A 19,747-nucleotide genomic window follows, 5' to 3' on the forward strand; every position below is an offset into this window, starting at 1 on the left:
CGACGAACGGCCGACGATGGCCGACGATCAGCCGGACGGAACGGGTGCCGAACCGGAAGCCGGGTCGAAATCGACGGAACCGGGGGAGCCGGATCGAGCGGCGGTCCGTGACACCTACGATCGGATCGCCTCGCACTTCGCCTCCACCCGGGAGTACCCCTGGCCCGAAGTCGAGGCGTTCGTCGACGATCACGGGAGCCTCGAGGCCCCCACCGTCGGCCTCGATCTCGGCTGTGGCAACTGTCGACACGCCGAACTACTGGCCGACGTACCCGACCTCGAGACCGTCGTCGGCGTCGACGCCAGTCGCGGCCTGCTCGAGACCGGCCGTGAGCGAGCGGGCGAGCAAGGGTTCGACGTCGAACTCTGCCAGGGGGACGCATCGACGCTTCCGCTGGCCGACGGCACCGTCGGCCTCGCGGTCTACGTCGCGACGCTGCACCACCTCCCGACCGCGTCCGTGCGCCGCGCGAGCCTCGACGAACTCGCACGGGTCCTCTCGCCGGACGGACGCGCGCTCGTCAGCGCGTGGTCGACGGCCCACGACCGGTTCGACGCCGACGGCACCGAGGGCTTCGACACGACCGTCGAGTGGACTCTACCCGGCGGCGAGACGGTCGACCGGTTCTACCACATCTACGCCCCCGAGGAGTTCGAACGGCAACTCGAGCGCAGCGACCTCGAGGTCGTCGACTGGGAACTCTCGAGCGGCAACTGTTACGCGACGGTCGCCGGGGCCGACGGTTCTGTACGGTGAGGTCGATACTGCAACCCCACACGGAGCGAAATTGTCAGCCACGAGCATATTCACCGATTTTCCGTCAGTCAGGCCCGGACGATAAAACATTCTTCTTCAAGAAATGGAACTAAATGAAGTAAAACGTCTGCAAGGGTCCGTAATCCCCGTTAACCGCTTCCGGATTTTATGATCTCCACACCCCCAGCCTCGACTGCGCCATGACGCGTACCACCCGACGTTCGATGATGAAGCTCGCAGGCGCATCGCTTGCCGCAGTTACCGTCCCCGCGACGGTTTCCGCCGAGGACGAGGAGACGCGCTGGACCGTCGCCGAAACTCCCATCGACAGTACCCTCCACGACGTCACCCACACGGCGACGAACGCACACGCGGTCGCGGACGGTGGCCTCGTGATCGAGCGCACCGACGCGGGCTGGGAGGTCGTCCTCCAGGGCGGGCCCACCGGCAACGGCAACGACCTCTTCGGCGCGGACGTCACCGACGACGGCGAGCGGCTCTGGATCGTCGGCGCGAGCGGCGCGATCGGCGAGTACGACGTGATCACCGGGAACCTCGTCGACCGCTCCGCGCCCAACGACTTCACCGCGAACTTCAACGACGTCGCGGTCACCGGCCCCGCCGGCGATGCGGACGTCTACGTCGCCGACGACTCCGGGTCGATCCACTACAGCTTCGAGAACGGCGAGGAAGGGACCTGGGAGTACGAGGTCCCCGGCAGTGGCTCCGGCTTCCCCGCCATCGAGTTCCACGACGACCGCGCGGGCCACGCCATCGACACGAACGGCAAGGTCTTCGCCACCGACGACGGCGTCACCTGGAACCCCATCGGCATCGAGGACGCCGACGTCACGTTCTACGGCCTCGACAGCGACGCCGCGGACGACGTCACCGTCAGCGGCGGTAACGCCTCGATCTTCGAGTACGACGGGAGCCAGTGGATCCCAGAGAGCCTCGGGGACGCCGACCTCTTCGACGTCGAGACCGAGGGCCGTGACGGCTACGCCGTCGGCGGCGGTGGGGTGATCTTCGAGCAGGAGGACGGCGAGTGGACCCAGAACGCGACCCCGGTCGGCGAGAACCTGCAGGCCGTCGACCGCGGCAGCGTCGACCTCGCAGTCGGGAGCGGCGGGATCGTCCTCGAGCGATAACGCGCTCGAGCGGCGGATCGGTCGTCGATCCGCCGGCTCGACGGTCCGCCGGTTCGACGGTTCGCTCCCGATCACCGATCGACACACCACCGACCCCCACGACATCGACACACCCCACACCCACCACAGCCACCGAAATCGCCACCGAGGCCGTTCCGACGGCCAACTACACCCACATCCGGTTCCAGGAACCGATACGGCGGGTTCGTTCGCTTCCGTGTTCGCTCGAGATCGATAGAGGACGGCCGAACGAAAAAGGAAGACCCTTAAACACGGAGCGAAAAATCCAGGGTGCGCGCGGATGGTCTAGTGGTAGGACCTGAGCCTTCCAAGCTCATGGCCCGGGTTCAAATCCCGGTCCGCGCATTGCTGTCGCGAACAAACTCGTGAGCGACAGCAATCGTACGAGGATTCAAATCAGACCGAGGTTCTGCGAACGAAGTGAGCAGGTTCTCGGGCGTGGGTCAAATCCCGGTCCGCACATACCTCGTTCTCCGCGTCGGTAACGCCGGTTCGATCGAAGAGCATCTCAGTGCAGTAAGCCAGCGACCCACGAACAGGTTCACGTGAAACTGGACGAGACGTGGCTCGTTGCTTCCGGGTTTCCTCACATAGACAGTACACGGTCCATTAAGAAACCGAGAACATCGTCCTCGTACCCGAACCATCAGCGAAACACCTCAACTCTCGGCAGCGCATTTCCTACCGAGACCATCGACGCAAGCTCGTCGATTGGATGCTATCCGAGGGAAAACACCCGAAGCGATCGACCGGCTACGCCCTTTCGACGACTCGTCAACGAGCGTACCGTCTCGATACGCTTTACCGAAAAACGTGGAAGCAGAGAATCGATACACAGAGAAGATCACGCCCACACATGCGGACGCCTGGATGGAAGAGTTATCAGAGACGGATCACTCCCAGAGCTACAACCACTGCTGTCAGAAAACGGTGCAGACGTTGTTCAAGTGGAAGCGATACGAGTTCGATAGCGCGGTCGAATGGGGGCCGAAACTATCGTTTGGATCGCGATCGCTCCACAGTCCGCGCGATTTTCTCACGCGTGACGAGCGGGAGCGGGTCTGGGAGGCCGCGCTCGAGCAGATGGGATGATTTCTGTCCAAATAATTAGCTCACGCACAAGGTTATTGTTCTCGAGGTCAAATAATAGATCAAGATATGGCTGACGACGAATCTCTGGCACCACCCGAAGCGATCGAGATCGGGGACGAGGCGGAACATACCGACGAATGGACGGAGGAGATGCCGGGAGTCGACCGCGTGATTTCGGTCGCGTTGACGCTCGAACAACCGCGGACGGCGGACTGGATCGCGGAGCAAGCGGAGGTATCACCGACGACGGCACGGGGGCACCTCGAGCGGTTAGTTGATCTACATATCCTGAGTGCCGTCGAACAGCGAGGTGCGAAGACGTACTACCCAGATGCCGCGTACCAGCGGTTCAAAGAAGTATCACAGTTGATCGAGGAACATACTCGCGACGAGATCGAGACGATAGCGGTCACTGCAAAGGAGGACATCGAGGAACTCAGGGAAACGTACGGTGTCGAGAGCCCAGACGAACTGCGGAAACTCGCGACGGCTGAAGACACCTCCTCGACGGAGGCGCGGGAATACTTCAAAAAGGCTTCCGAGTGGGACTCACACTCGCACATGGTCTCGATAGCAGAGGAAGCGCTCGAGCGATACGAGAAATTCAGCGAGCACTACCAACCGCCGGTAGATTCTGCTGTATAAATGTATCTCGGCGCTTTGCTGGCAGATGGCGGATCCGACCCGATCGGGCTCTCCGGTCGTCGTGGTCGGATCTTCGAGCAGTTACGGGTCAACCTGAACCACCACCCCGCGACCGAGACGGTAGCCGTCAGACCGACACGTGACCAGAAAGACAGGAAACTCGTCGCTCACTTCGATACGCAGATCCTGGTCGATGGGCTCGTCGACGCGGACGAAGCCAAACTCGAGATCAACTGGTGGACGCATCCGGTCGGGATCGACGACCAGTTCAAGTTCCACTACGTCGAGTCGTCGGGCTACGATTGCGGCTGGCACCGACAACCGCATCCGGAGGAGTCGGACATCCCGTTCGACCACTTTCAGCAGCGAGCCTCGCCGGGGAGCGACTACCAGTACCAGGGCGTCGACTTTCTGGAAGACACTCCCGTCGGACTACTGTGGGAAGTGACGCGAACGCGACTTCCGAGGATCATCCGGGCGCGGTACGATTCTGAGACGGAGTTTTGAGATTCGTCGGCTATCGCGTCGTAATCCCCTGGTGACGGTCCATGTCGCGTCGCCCGATGAACCGCAGCAATCGCACACGAATCGCCTCAGGTGTCATGTTCTCGAGTCCGTCGTCGGTCGGGAAATCAGGATCAGTGATCACGTAGTCTGCCTTCACATTCGGGTAATCGTTCGGATCGATCACTGAGACCCCGTACGGTGAGAGATCGTGATCAACTGAAAACACTGGTAGACCGGATGGTACGTATTACAGTTCCAAGCTCATGGCCCGGATTCAAATCCCGGTCCGCGCATTGCTGTCGCGAACAAACTCGTGAGCGACAGCAATCGTACGAGGATTCAAATCAGACCGAGGTTCTGCGAACGAAGTGAGCAGGTTCTCGGGCGTGGGTCAAATCCCGGTCCGCGCACTTCTCCCCTACTCGACCGAACAGCGACGACGTCGGGATCGTCCAACCCTATCACTCCGGTTCGGAGTACGCGAACTCGTCGCCGTTCCCGCCGTTCTCGGCGTCCGCACGGCACGCTTTTCCGGAAGTTCCGTCCTCGAGGACGCGAACCCCGTCTCCGCGGGCGCTGAGTTGCCGCTGGGGGTAGGGAATCCCGATCCCCTCGCGGTCGTAGGCCGTCTTGAGTTCGTGGACGACAGACCGGATCGTCGTCCACTTCTTGTGGGCGTTGGGCTGATCGATCCAGAACCGACACTCGAGGGTGATCGCCGAGTCGCCGAACTCGGTCGGGATCACCTGCGGTTTCGGGGCCGGGGCGACGTCGTCGACCGCTTCCATTGCCTCGATCGCGACGTTCTCGGCGCGCTCCAGATCGGTATCGTAGTCGACGCCGACCTCGAGGCGCAGTCGCAGCCGGTTGCGCTTGCTCCGGTTGATGACCGTACTCGAGGAGACGCGATCGTTCGGCAGGACGACGATCTCGCCGTCGAAACTCCGCAGTCGCGTGTTGATGATCGTGATGTCGATCACCATCCCCTCGTGGTCGTCGATCCGGACCCAGTCGCCGATCTCGAACGGCCGGGAGAACATCAGCACGAAGCCGGCGATCAGCGAGCCGAGCGTCTGCCTGGCGGCCATGCCGAGTACGATCCCGAGGAACCCGGCCCCGACGAGCAGGCCGCCGAGATCGACCCGCCACAGCGAGAGCGTCGCGAGGCCGACCGCGATGAAGATCGTCACCTGCAACACCCGGAAGACGACGCCCTCCTGGTGGGCCGTCACGTAGTTCGCGTCCGCGAGCCAGTCCTCGAGGCGCTGCTCGAGGTATCGCGTCCCGACGACGGCGCCGGTCAGGAGCCCGACCGTCAGAAGCACTTTGAGGAAGTACGGGAGCACCTCGGCGAACCCGGAGACGGCAAGCGCCGCCAGCGAGGCGTATCCCCAGACGACGAGCAACCCGAGGCCGGTTGCGGCGAGCACCGCCGCCTGTAGGATCCGGACCACCGCCCGCATCGGGAACGGTACATCGAGCAGGTCGTCGACGGTCTCGAGCAGGGTTCCGGCCTCGCTCTCCCGGAGGGTACGACCGACGAGAGCGACGGCTCGCCGGACGACGATCGGCGCGAGGACGAAGCCCACGAGTGCTGCGACCAGAACCAGGCCTACGCTGACTGCCATCCGACCTTCCGTCGAAGTGACCGCCTCGAGGGCGGTCCGCATCGTATCGACGCTTTCGAGCACCGTTCCCCACTCGCGACCGTGTCCAGTTAACGCTGGTTGCCGATTCCTTGCGAATCCGTGCACTGTCCCTACGCCGGTTCCGGCCGAACGTCCCGCTATGAGCGATACCCGATACGAGGAAGGCGACCAGGTGGCCGCGCCCGACGGGAGTGGCGTCGTGGCTGCCGTCCTGACCGACGACTTCGAGTTCCCGCAGGGTGGCAGCGACGGAGACGAGGGTGGGGAGGACCTCGTCCCGGTCGACGCCAGCGACGACCGACCGGCCTACGTCGTCGGCCTCGAGACCGTCGGCTCCAGGGTCTACCGTGCGTCGGCACTCGAGAAGACTGATCTCGAGGACGAAGAGGCGACCGACGCGACGGACGGCGACGCGCTGACTGACGTCGTCGACGAAGACGTCGACGCGCTCGACGGGCTTCCGGAGGGGTGGGACCGCGACAGCGTCCTCGAGTACTGGTCGTCGATCGGCGGCTCCTGGGAGTCCTGCGTCGACGATATGACCGACGAGTTCGACGAGGAACGAGCGAAGGAACACTGCTCGGCGATGAAAGACGAGGTGTTGCGGACGACGCGGTGGCGAAATCGGTTCTGATCGCGGGTCGTCAGGAATCCTCGTCGTCTTCGGCGTCCTCCTCCATATCGACCGACGACTCCTCGCCGGGAATCGTCCACTCGAGTTCGACCTCGAGTTCGAACTCGTCGCCCTCGTCCTCGTGTTCGCGCTCGAGTTCGATCTCGTACTCTACGATCTCGTCGCCAGCGGGCGTCGGAACCGTTACGGAGGTGCCTTCGGCCTCGAGTGTCAGTTCGCCTCCCTCTCGGTCGTCACTGTCACCGCCCTCGGCGGCCTCCTCGAGGGCGTCTGCGAGTTCGCGGAGGCTGTCCGGTACCTCTCGGAGCGGGACCTCGAGTTCGGTCTCGAGGAGTTCTTCTTCCTCTTCCTCTTCCTCTTCCTCTTCCTCCTCTTCTTCCTCTACCTCGTCTTCGGATTCGGATTCGGTCTCCTCGTCGTCTTCGATCTCGGTCTCGCTCTGGGGATCGTGTTCGTCGTCGGACATCACTCGAGGGTTCCACGCCGACCGACAAAAATCCGCGCGCCGATCTCGAGCGCGGGTGACGTCTTCGCTGTGGGCAGGGACGGGGAACGGGAAATGAGGGACGGGAACGAGGGACTTAGTTGCCGGCGGTCGTACGCCCGCCGTGGACCTGGAGTACGAGATACTCGGCTGGCCGACGGACGGACCGACGCTCCGGCTCGATCACGAGCGGTTCAGCTACGCCGGCAAGTTCGTCATGTCGAACACGGGGAAGGCAGTCGCCCGCGAGGCCGACGAAGCCGAACGGGGAACGGAAACGGGGGGCATCGTCGCCGCCCTCGCGTTCAACGAGGATCGAACCGACGAGGGCACGCTGTGGCTGCGCTACGTCACCGTCGCGCTCGACCGCCGCGGCGAGGGGATCGGACCGCGGCTCTGTCGGCTCGTCCGGGACCGCGCGCTCGAGCGCGGCTACGAGCGACTCCGGATCGCGGTCAACAACCCCTTCGCCTACGAGGCGCTGTACCGCGCCGGATTCGGCTACACCGGGGAGACGACGGGGATCGCGGAACTGGTACTCGAGTATCCGCGGCCGACGGGCGATGGCGGGTCGGACCCCATCGAACGCTATCGGGCGGGACTCGAGGAGTTTCGCGATCGCGACCTCTCGGTCGAGGAGGAGGCGTTCCTCGAGGACCGAGCCGAAGGCGAACCACCCGCGGCGGATCGAACGGAATCGTAGACCACCGAGCGCTGCTGAGCCTATCCCCCCTCGTAGAATCGGGCGACGACCGCCGCCTGTGCCGTTCCGGCGAGGGTCACGCTCGCGACGGTGCCGACGCCGAGCGCGAGTGTAGAGCGGGAAACGGCGGTCGCGGCCGACACGGGGGCCGCGGCGAGGACGCCGAGACAGAGGACCAGCACCACGCTCGAGAACGGTCGAGCGGCCGCGACGGCGAGACTCTCGCGGACCGCCCGGACGGGACGATTCCCGCCGACGACGATCGACGCGGGCGCGACCAGCAACGCGGCCCCGACGACTACCGCGGCGACGACCGGCAGCGCTGTGCCGAGTCCGAACCCGTACTCGTACCCGTTCCAGCGCCCGAAAGCGACCGCGATCGCGAAGGGAAGCGCCTGGACCGCGAGGACGTACGCTGCGAGCCAGCCGAGACGGGCTGCCGGCGGGCAATGGCCGCGCTCGCTCGCCGCCGTCCGGAGACCGATTCCGAAGGTGAGGGCCGTGACGACAGCGATCGTCGCCTGCCAGCCGACGAACCCGGCGGTGTACTCGAGTTCCAGGCCGTACAGCAGCGTCGGCGAGAGTTCGATTGCGGGCTCGAGGCGGGGAACCAGCGGAATCGGAATCGCGAACGAGCCGTGGGCGACCGACGCGATGCCGACGGGATAGGGCGTCTCGATCCTGCCGAGCGTACTGACTGCGCCGACGATCCCGGCAAGGAGGAAGGGGATGACGGCTGCCGGTCGGTCGCGAACTGTGTTAGCCGCCGATCGAAGGGTCCCTACGAAGTCCGGGCTCGAGTCGCTGCCGGATCCGGTATCGCCCGGCTCGTTCGTGTCCCGATCGGAGGGTTCGAAACCGCTCATTTCAGGCCACCTCGAGCCCGTACAGCGCGAGGGTCGTTCCGACGACGAGACGATCGTCCGCGACGACCGCGGGCGTCACCGCGGCCCGTTCCGTCTCGCCCCCGCCTGAGGTTCCGACGGTCTCGGTGAACGTCCACAGGTGGTCGCCGGTCGTCCCCTCGAGCGCGTGCAATCCGCGTTCGCCCGGGACGAGCACCGCGTTCCCGGCGACCGTCGGTGGTTGCCCCCCGGCGAGTGGTGGGCCACGCGTCGGGTCCTCGAGCACGCGTTCCCAGCGGACGCGCCCGTCCTCGATGTCCAGCGCCGTGATCGCGAGCGGGTCGGTCCCCTCCTGTGAGACGGTCGCGACGGAGTACAGCCGGTCGTCTCCGGCGGCGAGCCCGACGTGGGCCGAGCGCGACAGCGTTCGCTTCCAGCCGCGTTCGCCCGAGGCGGCGTCGACCGCGAGCAGCCGCAGCTCCCGCTCCGCGTTCATCGAAACGGCATACACCGTGCCGTCGCGTGCGAGCAGTCCGTTCGGTTCGCCGCTCGAGCGCGCCCGTGCGTCGGTCGTTCGCCCGTCGACGGTCCACTCGAGCGAGCCCGTGGCGCGATCGAGACCGATCAGGTACGGCGCTGTGAACAGCCGTCCCGCGACGACGACCGTGTCGGTCGCCTCGTCGACGACGTGGCCGAGCGGGCCGACGCCGTGATCCCAGTCGTCCGGGGCCGCGTCCTCGAGGTCGTACCGCCAGCGCGGGTTGCCGTCGTCGGCTCGAACGGCGGAGACGGAGTCGGAAATGGCGTGGAGGGTGACGAGGTCGCCGGCGACCGCGACCGGCGCGGACGAGACGGAGGTGAACTCCGGGCCGAGGGAGCGGGAACCGATCCCGGCGGCGTCGGTGCCGACGGTCTCCCCGTCGGACCACCACCGCAGCAACCCGTCGCCGAACCCCGAGATTTCACCGGGGAAGCGTTTCGGGGCGGCCGCGTAGCCGGCGATCGCCTCGCCGTAGGGGACGACCAGCGTTCCGTCGCGGTAGATCTCCGTCCGCGGGAGCGCCATCGGGCCGGTTCCCCGGCCGAACCCTCCGTAGGTGTTCGTGAGCCGGCCCGCTCCCGTCTCGAGGTCGAGGACGAAGAGGCCGTTCGCGTACTGGCAGTAGACGGTTCCGTCGGCGACGACGGGCGGCCGCCAGCCGGACGCGCCGACCTGCCGATCCCAGACGACTTCGGGCTCCTCGCGCGGAACGTCGATGTCCGGAACGTATCGTGACCGACCCGGGTCGCGGCCGTACATGCGCCACTCGTCGTCCCGATCGGTCGCCGGCCGCTCGGAGCCGTCGGAACGGCTGGCTCCGAGACAGCCCGCACCGAGAAGGGAGCCGAGTCCGGCGAGCAACGCCCGCCGACTGGGAGCCGATTCGGGGACCTGAGTCATTCGACATCACTGTCATAACTGGCTCGTAAATACTTTCTCCTCGAGCAACGCGGGCGGGAACCGGCGTTCGGGAAGCCAACGTTTCAAATCCCAGTCGCGCCAACGCACACGTAATGGGAAACGCTGCACTTCGGGACATCGCGGTCATCGAGGAGATCCCCTTCGACGAGATCGAGGGTGTGGTCGCCGTCGACGCGCACAACTGGCTCTACCGGTACCTGACGACGACGGTCAAGTGGACTAACAGCGACATCTACACGACCGCCGACGGCACCGAGGTCGCCAACCTCGTCGGGATCGTTCAGGGCCTACCGAAGTTCTTCGAGAACGACGTCACGCCCGTGATGGTCTTCGACGGCGGCCCCTCCGAGCTAAAGGCCGATGAGATCGAGTCCCGGCGCGAACAGCGCCGCTCCTACGAGGAACAGCTCGAGACCGCCCGCGAGGAGGGCGACGAGGTCGCCATCGCACAACTCGAGTCCCGGACCCAGCGGCTGACGCCGACCATCCAGGAGACCAGCCGCGAGTTGCTGCGCCTGTTCGACGTGCCGATCGTCGAGGCCCCCGCGGAGGGCGAGGCCCAGGCGGCACACATGGTCCGACACGGCGACGCCGACTACGTCGGCTCCGAGGACTACGACGCCCTGCTGTTCGGCGCGCCGCTTACGCTGCGCCAGCTCACGAGCAAGGGCAACCCCGAACTGATGGACCTGGAGGCGACCCTCGAGGAGCACGACCTCACGCTCGAGCAACTGATCGACGCCGCCATCCTGATCGGCACGGACTTCAACGAGGGCGTCTCCGGCATCGGCCCCAAGACCGCCATCACGGAGATCACCGAACACGGCGACCTCTGGAGCGTCCTTGAGGCCCGCGGCGACACCGTCGAGTACGGCGACCGCGTCCGGCAACTGTTCCGCGATCCGAACGTCACCGACGACTACGAGTTCGAGACGACGCTCGATCCGGACCTCGAGGCGGCCCGCGAGTACGTCACCGACGAGTGGGGCGTCGACCGGGACGAGGTCGCCCGCGGCTTCGAACGGATCGAAGAGAGCGTCACGCAGACGGGACTGGATCGCTGGACCTGATACGCCCGGGCTCACGCTTCGTTTTTCGTCGTGGCGACGATCGTCCGCTCACCCTCCCCGTCGGAACCGCTCCGGGACGAACTCCTTGGAGGCGAGGTCGGCCGCGTTGCCGACGCCGCCGACCCCCGAGAGGTAGCCCACGCCGATGCTCGCCTTCAGCGCCTTCGCGGATCGGCCTGTGAGGACTCGAGAGCCAACCGTCGCGACCGCCTCGTCGCCGACGCTGACGATCCAGCCGGGCGATTCGAATCTGAACGACTCGAGATCGGGGCCTCCGTCGGGTGGGTGGTCGGGTTCGGGATCGAATTCGGAATCGAGTTGTCCGTCGACCACCCGGGAGACGTTCGTCGCGACCGTCCGCGCTTCGCGGACCGCCGCCTGCGCGCTCGCCGGGACGAACTCCTCGTCGGCGTCGACCACCCGGGCCGCGTCGCCGACGACGAACGTCCGGTCGTCGAGTCGCAGGTCGCTCCCGACCGTCGGCCGCTCCCCCTCGAGCGCGTCGGGGCCCCCGATCCCGCCGGCCCAGACGAAGGCGTCGTAGGGGAGCGTCTCGTCGGACTCGAGGAAGACACGGTCGTCGTCGGCGCGCTGGACCGCCGTCGCGGTGCGAACCTCGACGCCCTGGTCCTCGAGCGCGTCCCGGACGGCCCGCTGGAAGTTCGCCGGGAAGTTCGGCGCGACGCGTTCGCGCTGCTCTATGAGCGTGATCGTCGCCCGACTCCCCTCTTCACGGACGAGTTCGGCCAGTTCGCCGGCGATCTGGATCCCCGAGAGACCGGCCCCGCCGACGACGATCCGCGGCGTTTGCCCGTCGTAGTCCCCGTGGCAGACCTCCCGAACGCGCTTCCGGATCCGGTTCGCGTGTCGCAGTCGCTTGAGCGGCAGGGAGTGGTCGCGGACGCCCTCGAGACCGTAGTACGCCGTGCGGGCACCGAGACAGATCGCCGCGACGTCGTACTCGAGCCGGCCGCTCGAGAGGGAAACGACCCGTCGCTCCCGGTCGATCCCCTCCACGCGGGCGACGCGGACGCTCGCCCGGTCGAGGGCGGCGGGGAGCGAGACGGTGATCGCGTCGGCGAGTTCCGGACGCCTGATGACGCGGTGGAGTTCGTGCTGGACGAGGTGGTCCGGCGTCTCGTTGACCAGCGTCAACTCGGCGTCGGCCGGCAACGACCGCTCGAGCAGTCGCGTCAGGGTCAATCCGGCGTAGCCACCGCCGAGAACGACGACGTGCATACCGGACGTTGGGATTCCACGCCCATATACTGGCAGCCAAACGGTCGGTATCGGCGGGAACTTTACCCCTGCTCCCGAATCGACGGCTATGACCACGGATCAGTCCGACGACGTCGTCCAGCGTCGACTCGAGCGTGCCCGCGACCGGCTCTCGGAGCGGGGGATCGACGCTCTCGTCTGTTTCCCGAGTTCGAACATGGGCTACCTCGCGGGCTTCGAGGAGGAGCCGATGGAACGGCACCTGTTCCTGTTCGTCACGCCCGAGACCGAACTGTTCGTCGCCCCCGAGATGTACGACGACCAGCTCCGTGACGCCTCGCCGGTGACCGACATCCGCACCTGGAGCGACGGCGACGACCCTGTCGCGCTGGTGGAACGGGTCGGCGACGAACTCGGCCTCTCGGGGGGTCGTCTGCTGGTCGACGACCGGATGTGGGCGCTGTTCACCCAGGACCTCCGTACGGCGTTCCCCGAGGCCTCGTTCGGCCTGGCCAGCGAGGTCACCGAGGAACTGCGGCTCCGCAAGGACGAGGCCGAACTCGAGGCCTTGCGCGAGGCCGCCGAAATCTCCGATACGGTCAGCGAGGAGATCCGCGCGCTCGGGGCCGAGGCGATCGGCATGACCGAAAACGAACTCGCGGCCGAGATCGAGGAGCGACTCGCCGACGCGGGCGGCGAAGGAGTCTCCTTCGAGACCGTCGTCGGCTCCGGGCCGAACGGCGCGCGGCCCCACCACCGCAGCGGCGATCGGACCATCGAGGCCGGCGACCCGGTCGTCCTCGACTTCGGCACCCGGGCCGGCGGTTATCCGGGCGACCAGACCCGCACCGTCGTCTTCGACGGCGAACCACCGGCGGCGTTCGAGGAAGTCCACGACGCAGTCCTCGAGGCGCACAACGCGGCTGTCGAGGCCGTCGAGCCCGGCGTGCCCGCCGAGGAGATCGACCGGGTCGCCCGCGACGTCCTCGAGGAGCGAGGGTACGGCGACGAATTCATCCATCGAACGGGCCACGGCGTCGGCCTGGACGTCCACGAGCCCCCCTACATCACCGCGGGCAACGACCGCGAACTCGAGCCGGGAATGGTCTTCAGCGTCGAGCCGGGCGTCTACCTCGAGGGCGAGTTCGGCGTCCGGATCGAGGATCTGGTGGTCGTCACCGAGGACGGCCACGAGCGGCTGAACGACTCGCCGCGTACGTGGCGGCCGCTTTAAGATAGCGGCTCGAATAGCGGAGCACAGCTCCGTACGCCCGTGACTCCGGGGGTTTGGACTCCTGCCGGATCGAGAGCGTATATCTTGCAGGCAGTCGACGACGCGGCTGGTTCCCTCGATTCCGTTGTGCAGGGTGGACCGACGGCTGCTGTCGGGACCGACCCTCGAGATCAACTGGTCGGACCCGCGTCAGTTCGTCCCATCGGTCACGAAATACCGCTTACGGAAAATGGGGACAGGTCGTTCAGGAAGGTCTCTCGACGCCTTCCCGCTCCGTCGCGGTGTCCGTTTCCGTTCGCCCCCTGTAGGTGTTCATCCCGAGGCGGCCGTTCAACGGGCACTTCTGGGTCAGGCCGGTAACCGTCAGGATCAGGCCGACGATGGCGCCCAGCGCGACCAGTACGGGCGAAACGGCGATGACGCCGACCGCTGCCGCGACCGAAACGACGAGGAGGACAGGCCCTACGATCAGTCGGAGGAGGCGGTCCAGGCCTCCGACGTTCTTCTCAGCCGGATAGAAACTCATTGTTCTTCACCGTATACCCCTACGCTTCCTGAGTAAATAAAGATAGATGGGTGTTTATTAAACGTCCTCTGACGTGTCGGGGGCTGAATTGTCTGTATGCACTGAACTCGGATTGGAGTGACGGGAAAGCGACCGTCAACGGGCAAGGCGACGGTACTACCCGCCGCGGAACGACGAACGGCCGCCGGCCGTGAGTCATACGGTTTACCGTCCGTCAGTTCCGGCGCAACCGCCGCCGGATCGCGGTTTCGTCGGTACATCGGGACAGCGATCCGTATCAGTGAACGAGCGGGCCGACGACCGGTGTGGGTGGCCGGCCGGAACGAACGGGAAGCGGAGTGCTCAGTCTCGAGATGGACCGACGGTGTACGAACGCACCCGGAAGGTGAAATTTCGGCGCTAGAAGAGGTGGTCGTCCTCGTCCTCGAGCAGGCGCGCGGGGCCGCCGACGTCCCAGATGGTCGTCGAGACGCCGGTGTCGCTGATCTCCTCCTCGACGTACTCGGCGTGTTCCTCGGTCGTGTTGACGTAGACGCTCGCGCCGGTGTCCGTCGAGAAGTAGACGGGGATGTCCTCCTCTTCACGGAGTTCACGCACGCGGTTGAAGATCGCGAGCGTCGCGGGCTGCCAGTAGACCCACCCTTCGGGGCCGGTCATGGTCGTCGCCGCCAGCGACAGCGAGTCGTGTTCGGCGAGTTCGAACGCCGAGTCGAAGTCGTCGTTGCGCAGCGAGTCGCGCATCTTCGCGATCTGTTCGTGGATGTGGGCGTTGCGAGCCTGGAACATGTGGCTGTCTTCAGCCTCGTCGTGGGCGTCCTCGGTCTCCTTGTGGTAAGGGACGAGTCCGACGATGATCTTCAGGTCCTCGTGAAGATTGGAGGGGATGCGCCGGGAGCGACAGTCCTCGTCGTTCATGCCGGTATGCAGTTGCGAGAACGCGCCCGTCACCGCGCGGGCCGCCGACGCGGAGCCTACCCGGGCGATCGTCGAGATCTCCTCGCGCGAGGCGTCGAGTTCCGCCGCCTCGGCCAGCGCCATCGCCGCCGCGGCGAAGCCCGACGACGAGGAGCCCAGCCCGACGTTCGTCGGGAAACTGTTCTCGCTCTCGAGGCGGACGGGGTAGACGGTGTGGGCCGCGTCGGACAGCGAGCGGGCCTTCTCGACGACGGCTTCGACGCGCTCGTGGGCGCGGCCCTCGAGTTCCTCGCCGTCGACGACGAAGGTGTCCTCGTCGTAGTCCATGGAGAACTCGACGGTCGTCCGGGTGTGGCTCGGGGCCGTACAGACGCTGATGCTGTCGTGGTAGGGGAGCCGCTCGATGTCGTCTCGCATCCCGTGGTACTTCACCAGGCCCTGGATCGGGTGGGCCATCGCGGTGGCTTTCATACCCTGACACGGGTGTGACGGTCGCTTAAAGCTCACGGCATCTCGTCGCGAAGAATACGGCTTGCCACCGGTCGAGTCCGACGTCAGTAGTGGCCCAGCAGCCCCTCCCGGCGGGCCTTCCGGCTCGCGAGGACGAAACAGTAGTAGCCCGCGGCGAGGTACGCGGCGCTGACGGCCGTCAGCACGGCGAGTTCGGACGCCGGGAACTCCCAGAGTCGCACGCCCTCGCTCATCGCGACCCGCGTGAGGAAACTGCCGTGGGCCAGCGGCAACAGCTTCAGCCACTCGTAGCTCCAGACGGGCGCGGCGATCAGCGGGACGAACCCGAACTGGACGAGCTGGAACAGGTTCTCGAGCCGCTTGTACACCAGCGCGAGCCCGGCGAAGCAGAAGCCGATCCCGATCACGGACGCGATCGTCAGCGCTGCCAGCGGGACGACGGTCACGACGTCGATGGAGAGCCACCGGCCGGTGACGGGCATCATCACGAGGAGCAGGGCCGTGGCCCACAGAAAGCTCAGGCAGACGTTGACGACGGCCTTGACGGCCATGACGGTTCCGAACCCGTACGGCGACATGAATAGCCGCTCGAGGGTCCCCCACTGGGCCTCGCGGGTGACGTTCCAGGCGAGTCCGGCGTAGCCGGTTATGGCCAGCGTAAAGAGGAAGAAGCCGACGATGATCCCGTCGAGCGACTCCGTGATCGCGGGACCGGCGACGGCTCGCCCGCCGAAGAAGACCACCAGGAAGAAGATCAGCATCGTCAGGAACCGTGAGAGGGTGTTCAGCGGGTACCGGACGAGCAACACGAACTGCTTTTTCGCGATGACCCGCAGGAGCGGCAGGATCGAGGCGTCGGCGATCGTTGCCGTTTCACTGGTCGTCCCGGTCGCCGCCAGCGTGCTCGAGGCGCTCGCGTCGGTCGCCCGGGTGGACTCCGACCCCCGCCCCGCGGCCCTGTCCGAGCCGTCCGGATCAGTCGTCACGCTCGGTCACCTCTCGTTCTCGTTCCGGTTCCGGTTCCGGTTCCCGTTCCGGTTCCGGTTCCCGTTCCGGGAGTCGATCTGCCCCGTCGCCCGTCAGCTCGAGGAACACGTCCTCGAGGTTCGGCGTCACCGACTCGACGTCACGGAGCGGGAGGTCGAAGCGCCCCAACACGGTGATAACGTCGTAGAGGTCGTCGCCGTCGGTCGCGGTGAAGGTGATCGTCGTTTGTCCGCGTCCGGAGTTGCGGTCTCCTCGCCGGGTGACGTCGGCGTCGACGGCGTCCTCGAGTCGGTTCCGGGCCGCCGCGGGCAGGGCCGCGTCGACGACGATCCGGTACTCCCGGGAGCGGAACACGTCGAGCAGGGCGTCGACGTCCTCGTCGGCGACGATCCGGCCGTTCTGGAGGACGAGGACGCCGTCACAGATGTCTTCGATCACGTCCATGTCGTGGCTGCTGACGACGACCGTGACGTCGTCCCGATCGGCGAGTCGACGGATCTCGGCGCGCAGTTCCAGCGACGTCTCGACGTCCAGACCGAGCGTCGGTTCGTCCATGAAGACGACGTCGACGTCGCGGGCGAGCGTCGAGGCCAGCGACACCTTCTGTTTCATTCCGCGGGAGAGTTCGTTGACCACCGTGTCCGCCCGGTCGGCGAGGCCGAACCCCTCGAGCAGCGCGTCGTGACGGTCGCCGACGGTTTCGGGGGAGTCACCCCCAAGCCCGGCGAAGAACTCGAGGTTCTCTCGGACGGTCAGCCGCCAGTAGACGTTGCGCGCGCCCTCGAGCATCGCACCGATGCGGCCGTAGGCTCGCGTCGGTTGGTCGTGGACGTCGATCCCGCCGATTTCGACGGTGCCGGCGTCGGGAACGATCAGCCCGAGCATTGATTTGATGGTGGTCGTCTTCCCGGCACCGTTCGGCCCGAGCAGGCCGACGACGGTCCCGCGTTCGATCTCGAACGAGACGTCGTCGACAGCCGTCACCGCGGCCTCGCCGCTCCCGAAGGTCTTGTGCAGGCCGTCGACGCGGATCGCGGGCGGGGCCGTCGCCCCACGCTCGTCGGATCTGTCCATCGGTATCGGTCGTTGCGTACTCGACGGGCGGGTAGTGTATAATAGTTGTCATCCCTGGACGGCTCGACCGCCACCCATACTCGAGTCGGGGTCGGCGGAGAGGTCGGGCGAACAGAGCGCAACCGAGTCCGACGAATCCGAACGCTGAAACGACCCGCCTCCCACCACACCCCTATGGGAACGCCACGCGAGACGCGCGCGGAGCAGGCCGAGGAAGTCATCGAGCGACTCGAGGCGGAGTATCCCGACTCGACGATCTCGCTGCGGTACTCGAACCGGCTCGAGTTGCTGATCGCGGTGATTCTCTCGGCCCAGTGTACGGACGAGCGCGTAAACCGGGAAACCGAGCACCTGTTCGAGAAGTACGACGGCCCGGCGGACTACGTCGAGGTTCCCCAGGACGAACTCGCGGCGGACCTGGACTCGATCACCTACTACAACAACAAGGCGGGCTACATCCAGAGCGCCTGCGAGGCGATCCTCGAGGATCACGGCGGCGAGGTCCCGGATACGATGGACGAGTTGACCGAGCTGTCGGGCGTCGGTCGCAAGACGGCCAACGTCGTCCTCCAGCACGGCCACGACGTCGTCGAGGGGATCGTCGTTGACACGCACGTCCAGCGGCTCTCGCGTCGGCTCGGGCTCACGGAGGAGAAGCGACCCGAGGCGATCGAACAGGAGTTGATGGGGATCGTTCCGGAGGGCTACTGGCAGCAGTTCACCCACCTCTGTATCGACCACGGCCGCGCGATCTGTACGGCGCGGAACCCGGACTGTAGCGGCTGCGTTCTCGCCGATATCTGTCCCTCGGAGAAGGGAGACAGCGACGTCGATCTGGCTTCTGGCGAACCCTGGTAACGGCGGGTTCTGGAAGTCGGCGGACTCCGGGCCGAGAGACCCACGGTAGAAGCGTCGAACGGCACTAACGGCCGCTGACGGGTGGACACTGGCCGAATACGGACGGCAGTCCGTCGCAAGCCTAACGCCTTTTCTTCGACTCCCGGTAACCCCGTCCAGAATCACTATGACCGACGACACTGGCAAGGACGAGCACGGACGGGACGTCGAACTCGAGAAAGAGAAGACCGACGAGGAACAGAACGAGGAAGAGCAACTCACCGAAGAGGAGATGGAGGCCCGGGAGCGCGAGGACGAGGAGCAGCGGCGTCAGGACATCGAACACAAGTCCGACCAGCGGGAGGCCGACGCCCTCGAGAACGTGAACCCGGACAACCACCGGGACGAGGAGCCGTACAACAGCTAGACGCATTGAGACGGTCGGACGAGCGAGCCACGAAAATCGGAGTGGAAGTCGATCCGCGATCGCGCGAATCGGTGATCGGAAGCGGTACGAGCGGCCTTACGCTGCGGCCGGGGTCGGTGTGATAGCTCGTTCGAGTACCGTGTGGCTCCGGAGCAGGAGCACACCGAAGCCGACCTTCGCCGAGAGGTCGAGGATCATGAACGCGGCCGTCTCCCAGTACAGCGGGAGGATGCCGAACGTTCCTTCGGTGCCGAGGATCCAGACGACGGGGTAGAGCAGCCACAGCACGATGAGCAGGTTTCGCAGCGTGCTGAACAGCGAGGCTACCTCCGCGGACTGGTTTCGGGCACTCTTGGAGAGCGTCCCGACGAGGACGTACAGGAGCACGAGCAGGGCGCCGGTGCTGATGCCCCACCACGCGATGCGGGTGCCAGGGGTCGCCGCGAACGCCGCGATCGTGCCGGTCCCGATCATGAAGACGTCGAGACCGAGCAGCGTCGCGATCGTGTTGCGGTTCGCTCCGGCGAGCAGTGCGAGGTCGAGCAGCAGGAGCGGCGTCGTGAAGATCCAGTCGGCGTATCGCGCCCAGTAGATCGTAAGCGCATCGTCGCCGACCGTCACTTCGGTGACGCCAAACCCCGTCGCCATCGCGAAGTACATCGCCGCCGCGATGGTCGTCACGAAGATCGTGATGATGTAGAACTGCTGCATCTTCGGGTCCCGGACGCCGCGTCCGCGACCGAGGAAATAGAGCGTTCCGAGGGTCATCCCGATCGTCCCGACCCACAGCCACAGGGACTCTGGACCTACAGTTGCCATCGCAGTTATCGATAGGTATCGTCCCGATATCGCTCGATACCCTAACAGTGAAACAAAGCCGTCTCAAGCGGTAAATCACTCGATCTGATCCGTTTTCGAGATCGATCGGAGCTGGTATTACGCCCCTCCGTTCTCCCGCTCGACACCGAGATGCCTCCTTTCAGTCCGGCGACGGATCTCGGACGCGTTACTCGAGGACTCGCCGTACGAGCGGCTGTG

General features: G+C 65.9%; 21 protein-coding genes and 1 tRNA gene. 12 read left to right on the top strand and 10 right to left on the bottom strand.

Going from position 1 to position 19,747, the window contains the following annotated elements; all coding sequences use genetic code 11:
• Positions 1 to 16 precede the first annotated feature (16 nt).
• The 6 genes from CHINAEXTREME_RS19910 to CHINAEXTREME_RS19935 all read left to right on the top strand — a co-directional run bounded on the left by CHINAEXTREME_RS19910 (position 17) and on the right by CHINAEXTREME_RS19935 (position 4,173).
• Positions 17 to 757 (top strand): class I SAM-dependent methyltransferase, encoded by a 741-nt coding sequence (locus CHINAEXTREME_RS19910; protein ID WP_193790366.1) that lies wholly within the window; start codon positions 17 to 19, stop codon positions 755 to 757.
• Positions 758 to 957: 200 nt separating this feature from the next.
• Positions 958 to 1,908: a beta propeller repeat protein gene (locus tag CHINAEXTREME_RS19915; protein ID WP_007140472.1), complete on the top strand. Its 951-nt coding sequence runs from the start codon at positions 958 to 960 to the stop codon at positions 1,906 to 1,908.
• 295 nt (positions 1,909 to 2,203) lie between these two features.
• Positions 2,204 to 2,274 (top strand) — tRNA-Gly (locus CHINAEXTREME_RS19920).
• 525 nt (positions 2,275 to 2,799) lie between these two features.
• Positions 2,800 to 3,021: an integrase gene (locus tag CHINAEXTREME_RS19925; RefSeq protein ID WP_238593327.1), complete on the top strand. Its 222-nt coding sequence runs from the start codon at positions 2,800 to 2,802 to the stop codon at positions 3,019 to 3,021.
• Positions 3,022 to 3,087: 66 nt separating this feature from the next.
• Entirely contained in the window at positions 3,088 to 3,666 is a 579-nt protein-coding gene (locus CHINAEXTREME_RS19930) for a DUF7342 family protein (RefSeq protein ID WP_007140470.1), read from the top strand.
• Entirely contained in the window at positions 3,667 to 4,173 is a 507-nt protein-coding gene (locus CHINAEXTREME_RS19935) for a hypothetical protein (protein ID WP_007140469.1), read from the top strand.
• 461 nt (positions 4,174 to 4,634) lie between these two features.
• Here the strand turns inward: CHINAEXTREME_RS19935 and CHINAEXTREME_RS19940 are convergent, their stop codons facing one another.
• Positions 4,635 to 5,864 (bottom strand): mechanosensitive ion channel family protein, encoded by a 1,230-nt coding sequence (locus CHINAEXTREME_RS19940; protein WP_007140468.1) that lies wholly within the window; start codon positions 5,862 to 5,864, stop codon positions 4,635 to 4,637.
• A gap of 97 nt (positions 5,865 to 5,961) precedes the next feature.
• Between CHINAEXTREME_RS19940 and CHINAEXTREME_RS19945 the strand changes: the two genes are divergently transcribed.
• Positions 5,962 to 6,456 carry a hypothetical protein gene (locus CHINAEXTREME_RS19945; RefSeq protein WP_007140467.1) on the top strand — a complete coding sequence of 165 codons (495 nt, stop codon included), beginning with the start codon at positions 5,962 to 5,964 and terminating at the stop codon, positions 6,454 to 6,456.
• A 10-nt stretch (positions 6,457 to 6,466) separates the two neighbouring features.
• Here the strand turns inward: CHINAEXTREME_RS19945 and CHINAEXTREME_RS19950 are convergent, their stop codons facing one another.
• Complete coding sequence (locus tag CHINAEXTREME_RS19950) at positions 6,467 to 6,922, bottom strand: amphi-Trp domain-containing protein (RefSeq protein WP_007140466.1); 456 nt, start codon at positions 6,920 to 6,922, stop codon at positions 6,467 to 6,469.
• A gap of 148 nt (positions 6,923 to 7,070) precedes the next feature.
• On the opposite strand from CHINAEXTREME_RS19950, the gene CHINAEXTREME_RS19955 reads away from it, so the two are divergent.
• Positions 7,071 to 7,643, top strand: coding sequence for a GNAT family N-acetyltransferase (locus CHINAEXTREME_RS19955; RefSeq protein WP_029601612.1), 573 nt, complete (start codon positions 7,071 to 7,073; stop codon positions 7,641 to 7,643).
• Positions 7,644 to 7,663: 20 nt separating this feature from the next.
• Here CHINAEXTREME_RS19955 and CHINAEXTREME_RS19960 read toward each other — a convergent pair whose 3' ends face one another.
• The gene (locus CHINAEXTREME_RS19960) at positions 7,664 to 8,509 is read right to left on the bottom strand and encodes a hypothetical protein (RefSeq protein WP_007140464.1); all 846 of its coding nucleotides are present in this window, start codon (positions 8,507 to 8,509) and stop codon (positions 7,664 to 7,666) included.
• A gap of 1 nt (position 8,510) precedes the next feature.
• Positions 8,511 to 9,929, bottom strand: a complete 1,419-nt coding sequence (locus tag CHINAEXTREME_RS19965) for an outer membrane protein assembly factor BamB family protein (protein ID WP_007140463.1) — start codon at positions 9,927 to 9,929, stop codon at positions 8,511 to 8,513.
• Between the two features lie 113 nt (positions 9,930 to 10,042).
• Here CHINAEXTREME_RS19965 and fen point away from each other — a divergent pair, with 113 nt between their 5' ends.
• Positions 10,043 to 11,020, top strand: coding sequence for a flap endonuclease-1 (gene fen / locus CHINAEXTREME_RS19970; RefSeq protein ID WP_007140462.1), 978 nt, complete (start codon positions 10,043 to 10,045; stop codon positions 11,018 to 11,020).
• 48 nt (positions 11,021 to 11,068) lie between these two features.
• On the opposite strand, the gene CHINAEXTREME_RS19975 is transcribed toward fen, so the two are convergent.
• Positions 11,069 to 12,259, bottom strand: coding sequence for an NAD(P)/FAD-dependent oxidoreductase (locus CHINAEXTREME_RS19975; RefSeq protein ID WP_007140461.1), 1,191 nt, complete (start codon positions 12,257 to 12,259; stop codon positions 11,069 to 11,071).
• Between the two features lie 88 nt (positions 12,260 to 12,347).
• On the opposite strand from CHINAEXTREME_RS19975, the gene CHINAEXTREME_RS19980 reads away from it, so the two are divergent.
• Positions 12,348 to 13,472, top strand: a complete 1,125-nt coding sequence (locus CHINAEXTREME_RS19980; protein WP_007140460.1) for a M24 family metallopeptidase — start codon at positions 12,348 to 12,350, stop codon at positions 13,470 to 13,472.
• A 244-nt stretch (positions 13,473 to 13,716) separates the two neighbouring features.
• Here CHINAEXTREME_RS19980 and CHINAEXTREME_RS19985 read toward each other — a convergent pair whose 3' ends face one another.
• The 4 genes from CHINAEXTREME_RS19985 to CHINAEXTREME_RS20000 all read right to left on the bottom strand — a co-directional run bounded on the left by CHINAEXTREME_RS19985 (position 13,717) and on the right by CHINAEXTREME_RS20000 (position 17,445).
• Positions 13,717 to 13,998, bottom strand: a complete 282-nt coding sequence (locus CHINAEXTREME_RS19985; protein ID WP_007140459.1) for a YgaP family membrane protein — start codon at positions 13,996 to 13,998, stop codon at positions 13,717 to 13,719.
• Positions 13,999 to 14,397: 399 nt separating this feature from the next.
• Positions 14,398 to 15,384 (bottom strand): phosphomevalonate decarboxylase MvaD, encoded by a 987-nt coding sequence (mvaD, locus tag CHINAEXTREME_RS19990; RefSeq protein WP_010546718.1) that lies wholly within the window; start codon positions 15,382 to 15,384, stop codon positions 14,398 to 14,400.
• 83 nt (positions 15,385 to 15,467) lie between these two features.
• Positions 15,468 to 16,283: an ABC transporter permease gene (locus tag CHINAEXTREME_RS19995; RefSeq protein ID WP_029601613.1), complete on the bottom strand. Its 816-nt coding sequence runs from the start codon at positions 16,281 to 16,283 to the stop codon at positions 15,468 to 15,470.
• 76 nt (positions 16,284 to 16,359) lie between these two features.
• Positions 16,360 to 17,445, bottom strand: coding sequence for an ABC transporter ATP-binding protein (locus CHINAEXTREME_RS20000; RefSeq protein WP_007140456.1), 1,086 nt, complete (start codon positions 17,443 to 17,445; stop codon positions 16,360 to 16,362).
• Positions 17,446 to 17,619: 174 nt separating this feature from the next.
• On the opposite strand from CHINAEXTREME_RS20000, the gene nth reads away from it, so the two are divergent.
• Together nth and CHINAEXTREME_RS20010 are read left to right on the top strand one after the other, a co-directional pair.
• Entirely contained in the window at positions 17,620 to 18,303 is a 684-nt protein-coding gene (gene nth / locus CHINAEXTREME_RS20005) for an endonuclease III (protein ID WP_007140455.1), read from the top strand.
• A gap of 166 nt (positions 18,304 to 18,469) precedes the next feature.
• Positions 18,470 to 18,709, top strand: a complete 240-nt coding sequence (locus CHINAEXTREME_RS20010; protein ID WP_007140454.1) for a hypothetical protein — start codon at positions 18,470 to 18,472, stop codon at positions 18,707 to 18,709.
• A 96-nt stretch (positions 18,710 to 18,805) separates the two neighbouring features.
• On the opposite strand, the gene CHINAEXTREME_RS20015 is transcribed toward CHINAEXTREME_RS20010, so the two are convergent.
• The gene (locus tag CHINAEXTREME_RS20015; RefSeq protein ID WP_076738773.1) at positions 18,806 to 19,528 is read right to left on the bottom strand and encodes a bacteriorhodopsin; all 723 of its coding nucleotides are present in this window, start codon (positions 19,526 to 19,528) and stop codon (positions 18,806 to 18,808) included.
• Positions 19,529 to 19,747 lie beyond the last annotated feature (219 nt).

Origin of the sequence: Halobiforma lacisalsi AJ5 (assembly GCF_000226975.2) — an archaeon.
GTDB classification, from domain to species: Archaea; Halobacteriota; Halobacteria; order Halobacteriales; family Natrialbaceae; genus Natronobacterium; species Natronobacterium lacisalsi.

Excerpts from the sequence above, each read along its gene's own strand:
- CHINAEXTREME_RS19910 (WP_193790366.1), top strand. The coding sequence starts at position 17 with ATGGCCGACGATCAGCCGGACGGAACGGGTGCCGAACCGGAAGCCGGG.
- CHINAEXTREME_RS19915 (WP_007140472.1), top strand. The coding sequence starts at position 958 with ATGACGCGTACCACCCGACGTTCGATGATGAAGCTCGCAGGCGCATCG.
- CHINAEXTREME_RS19925 (WP_238593327.1), top strand. The coding sequence starts at position 2,800 with ATGGAAGAGTTATCAGAGACGGATCACTCCCAGAGCTACAACCACTGC.
- CHINAEXTREME_RS19930 (WP_007140470.1), top strand. The coding sequence starts at position 3,088 with ATGGCTGACGACGAATCTCTGGCACCACCCGAAGCGATCGAGATCGGG.
- CHINAEXTREME_RS19935 (WP_007140469.1), top strand. The coding sequence starts at position 3,667 with ATGTATCTCGGCGCTTTGCTGGCAGATGGCGGATCCGACCCGATCGGG.
- CHINAEXTREME_RS19945 (WP_007140467.1), top strand. The coding sequence starts at position 5,962 with ATGAGCGATACCCGATACGAGGAAGGCGACCAGGTGGCCGCGCCCGAC.
- CHINAEXTREME_RS19950 (WP_007140466.1), bottom strand. The coding sequence starts at position 6,922 with ATGTCCGACGACGAACACGATCCCCAGAGCGAGACCGAGATCGAAGAC.
- CHINAEXTREME_RS19960 (WP_007140464.1), bottom strand. The coding sequence starts at position 8,509 with ATGAGCGGTTTCGAACCCTCCGATCGGGACACGAACGAGCCGGGCGAT.
- CHINAEXTREME_RS19965 (WP_007140463.1), bottom strand. The coding sequence starts at position 9,929 with ATGACTCAGGTCCCCGAATCGGCTCCCAGTCGGCGGGCGTTGCTCGCC.
- fen (WP_007140462.1), top strand. The coding sequence starts at position 10,043 with ATGGGAAACGCTGCACTTCGGGACATCGCGGTCATCGAGGAGATCCCC.
- CHINAEXTREME_RS19975 (WP_007140461.1), bottom strand. The coding sequence starts at position 12,259 with ATGCACGTCGTCGTTCTCGGCGGTGGCTACGCCGGATTGACCCTGACG.
- CHINAEXTREME_RS19980 (WP_007140460.1), top strand. The coding sequence starts at position 12,348 with ATGACCACGGATCAGTCCGACGACGTCGTCCAGCGTCGACTCGAGCGT.
- CHINAEXTREME_RS19985 (WP_007140459.1), bottom strand. The coding sequence starts at position 13,998 with ATGAGTTTCTATCCGGCTGAGAAGAACGTCGGAGGCCTGGACCGCCTC.
- mvaD (WP_010546718.1), bottom strand. The coding sequence starts at position 15,384 with ATGAAAGCCACCGCGATGGCCCACCCGATCCAGGGCCTGGTGAAGTAC.
- CHINAEXTREME_RS20000 (WP_007140456.1), bottom strand. The coding sequence starts at position 17,445 with ATGGACAGATCCGACGAGCGTGGGGCGACGGCCCCGCCCGCGATCCGC.
- nth (WP_007140455.1), top strand. The coding sequence starts at position 17,620 with ATGGGAACGCCACGCGAGACGCGCGCGGAGCAGGCCGAGGAAGTCATC.
- CHINAEXTREME_RS20010 (WP_007140454.1), top strand. The coding sequence starts at position 18,470 with ATGACCGACGACACTGGCAAGGACGAGCACGGACGGGACGTCGAACTC.
- CHINAEXTREME_RS20015 (WP_076738773.1), bottom strand. The coding sequence starts at position 19,528 with ATGGCAACTGTAGGTCCAGAGTCCCTGTGGCTGTGGGTCGGGACGATC.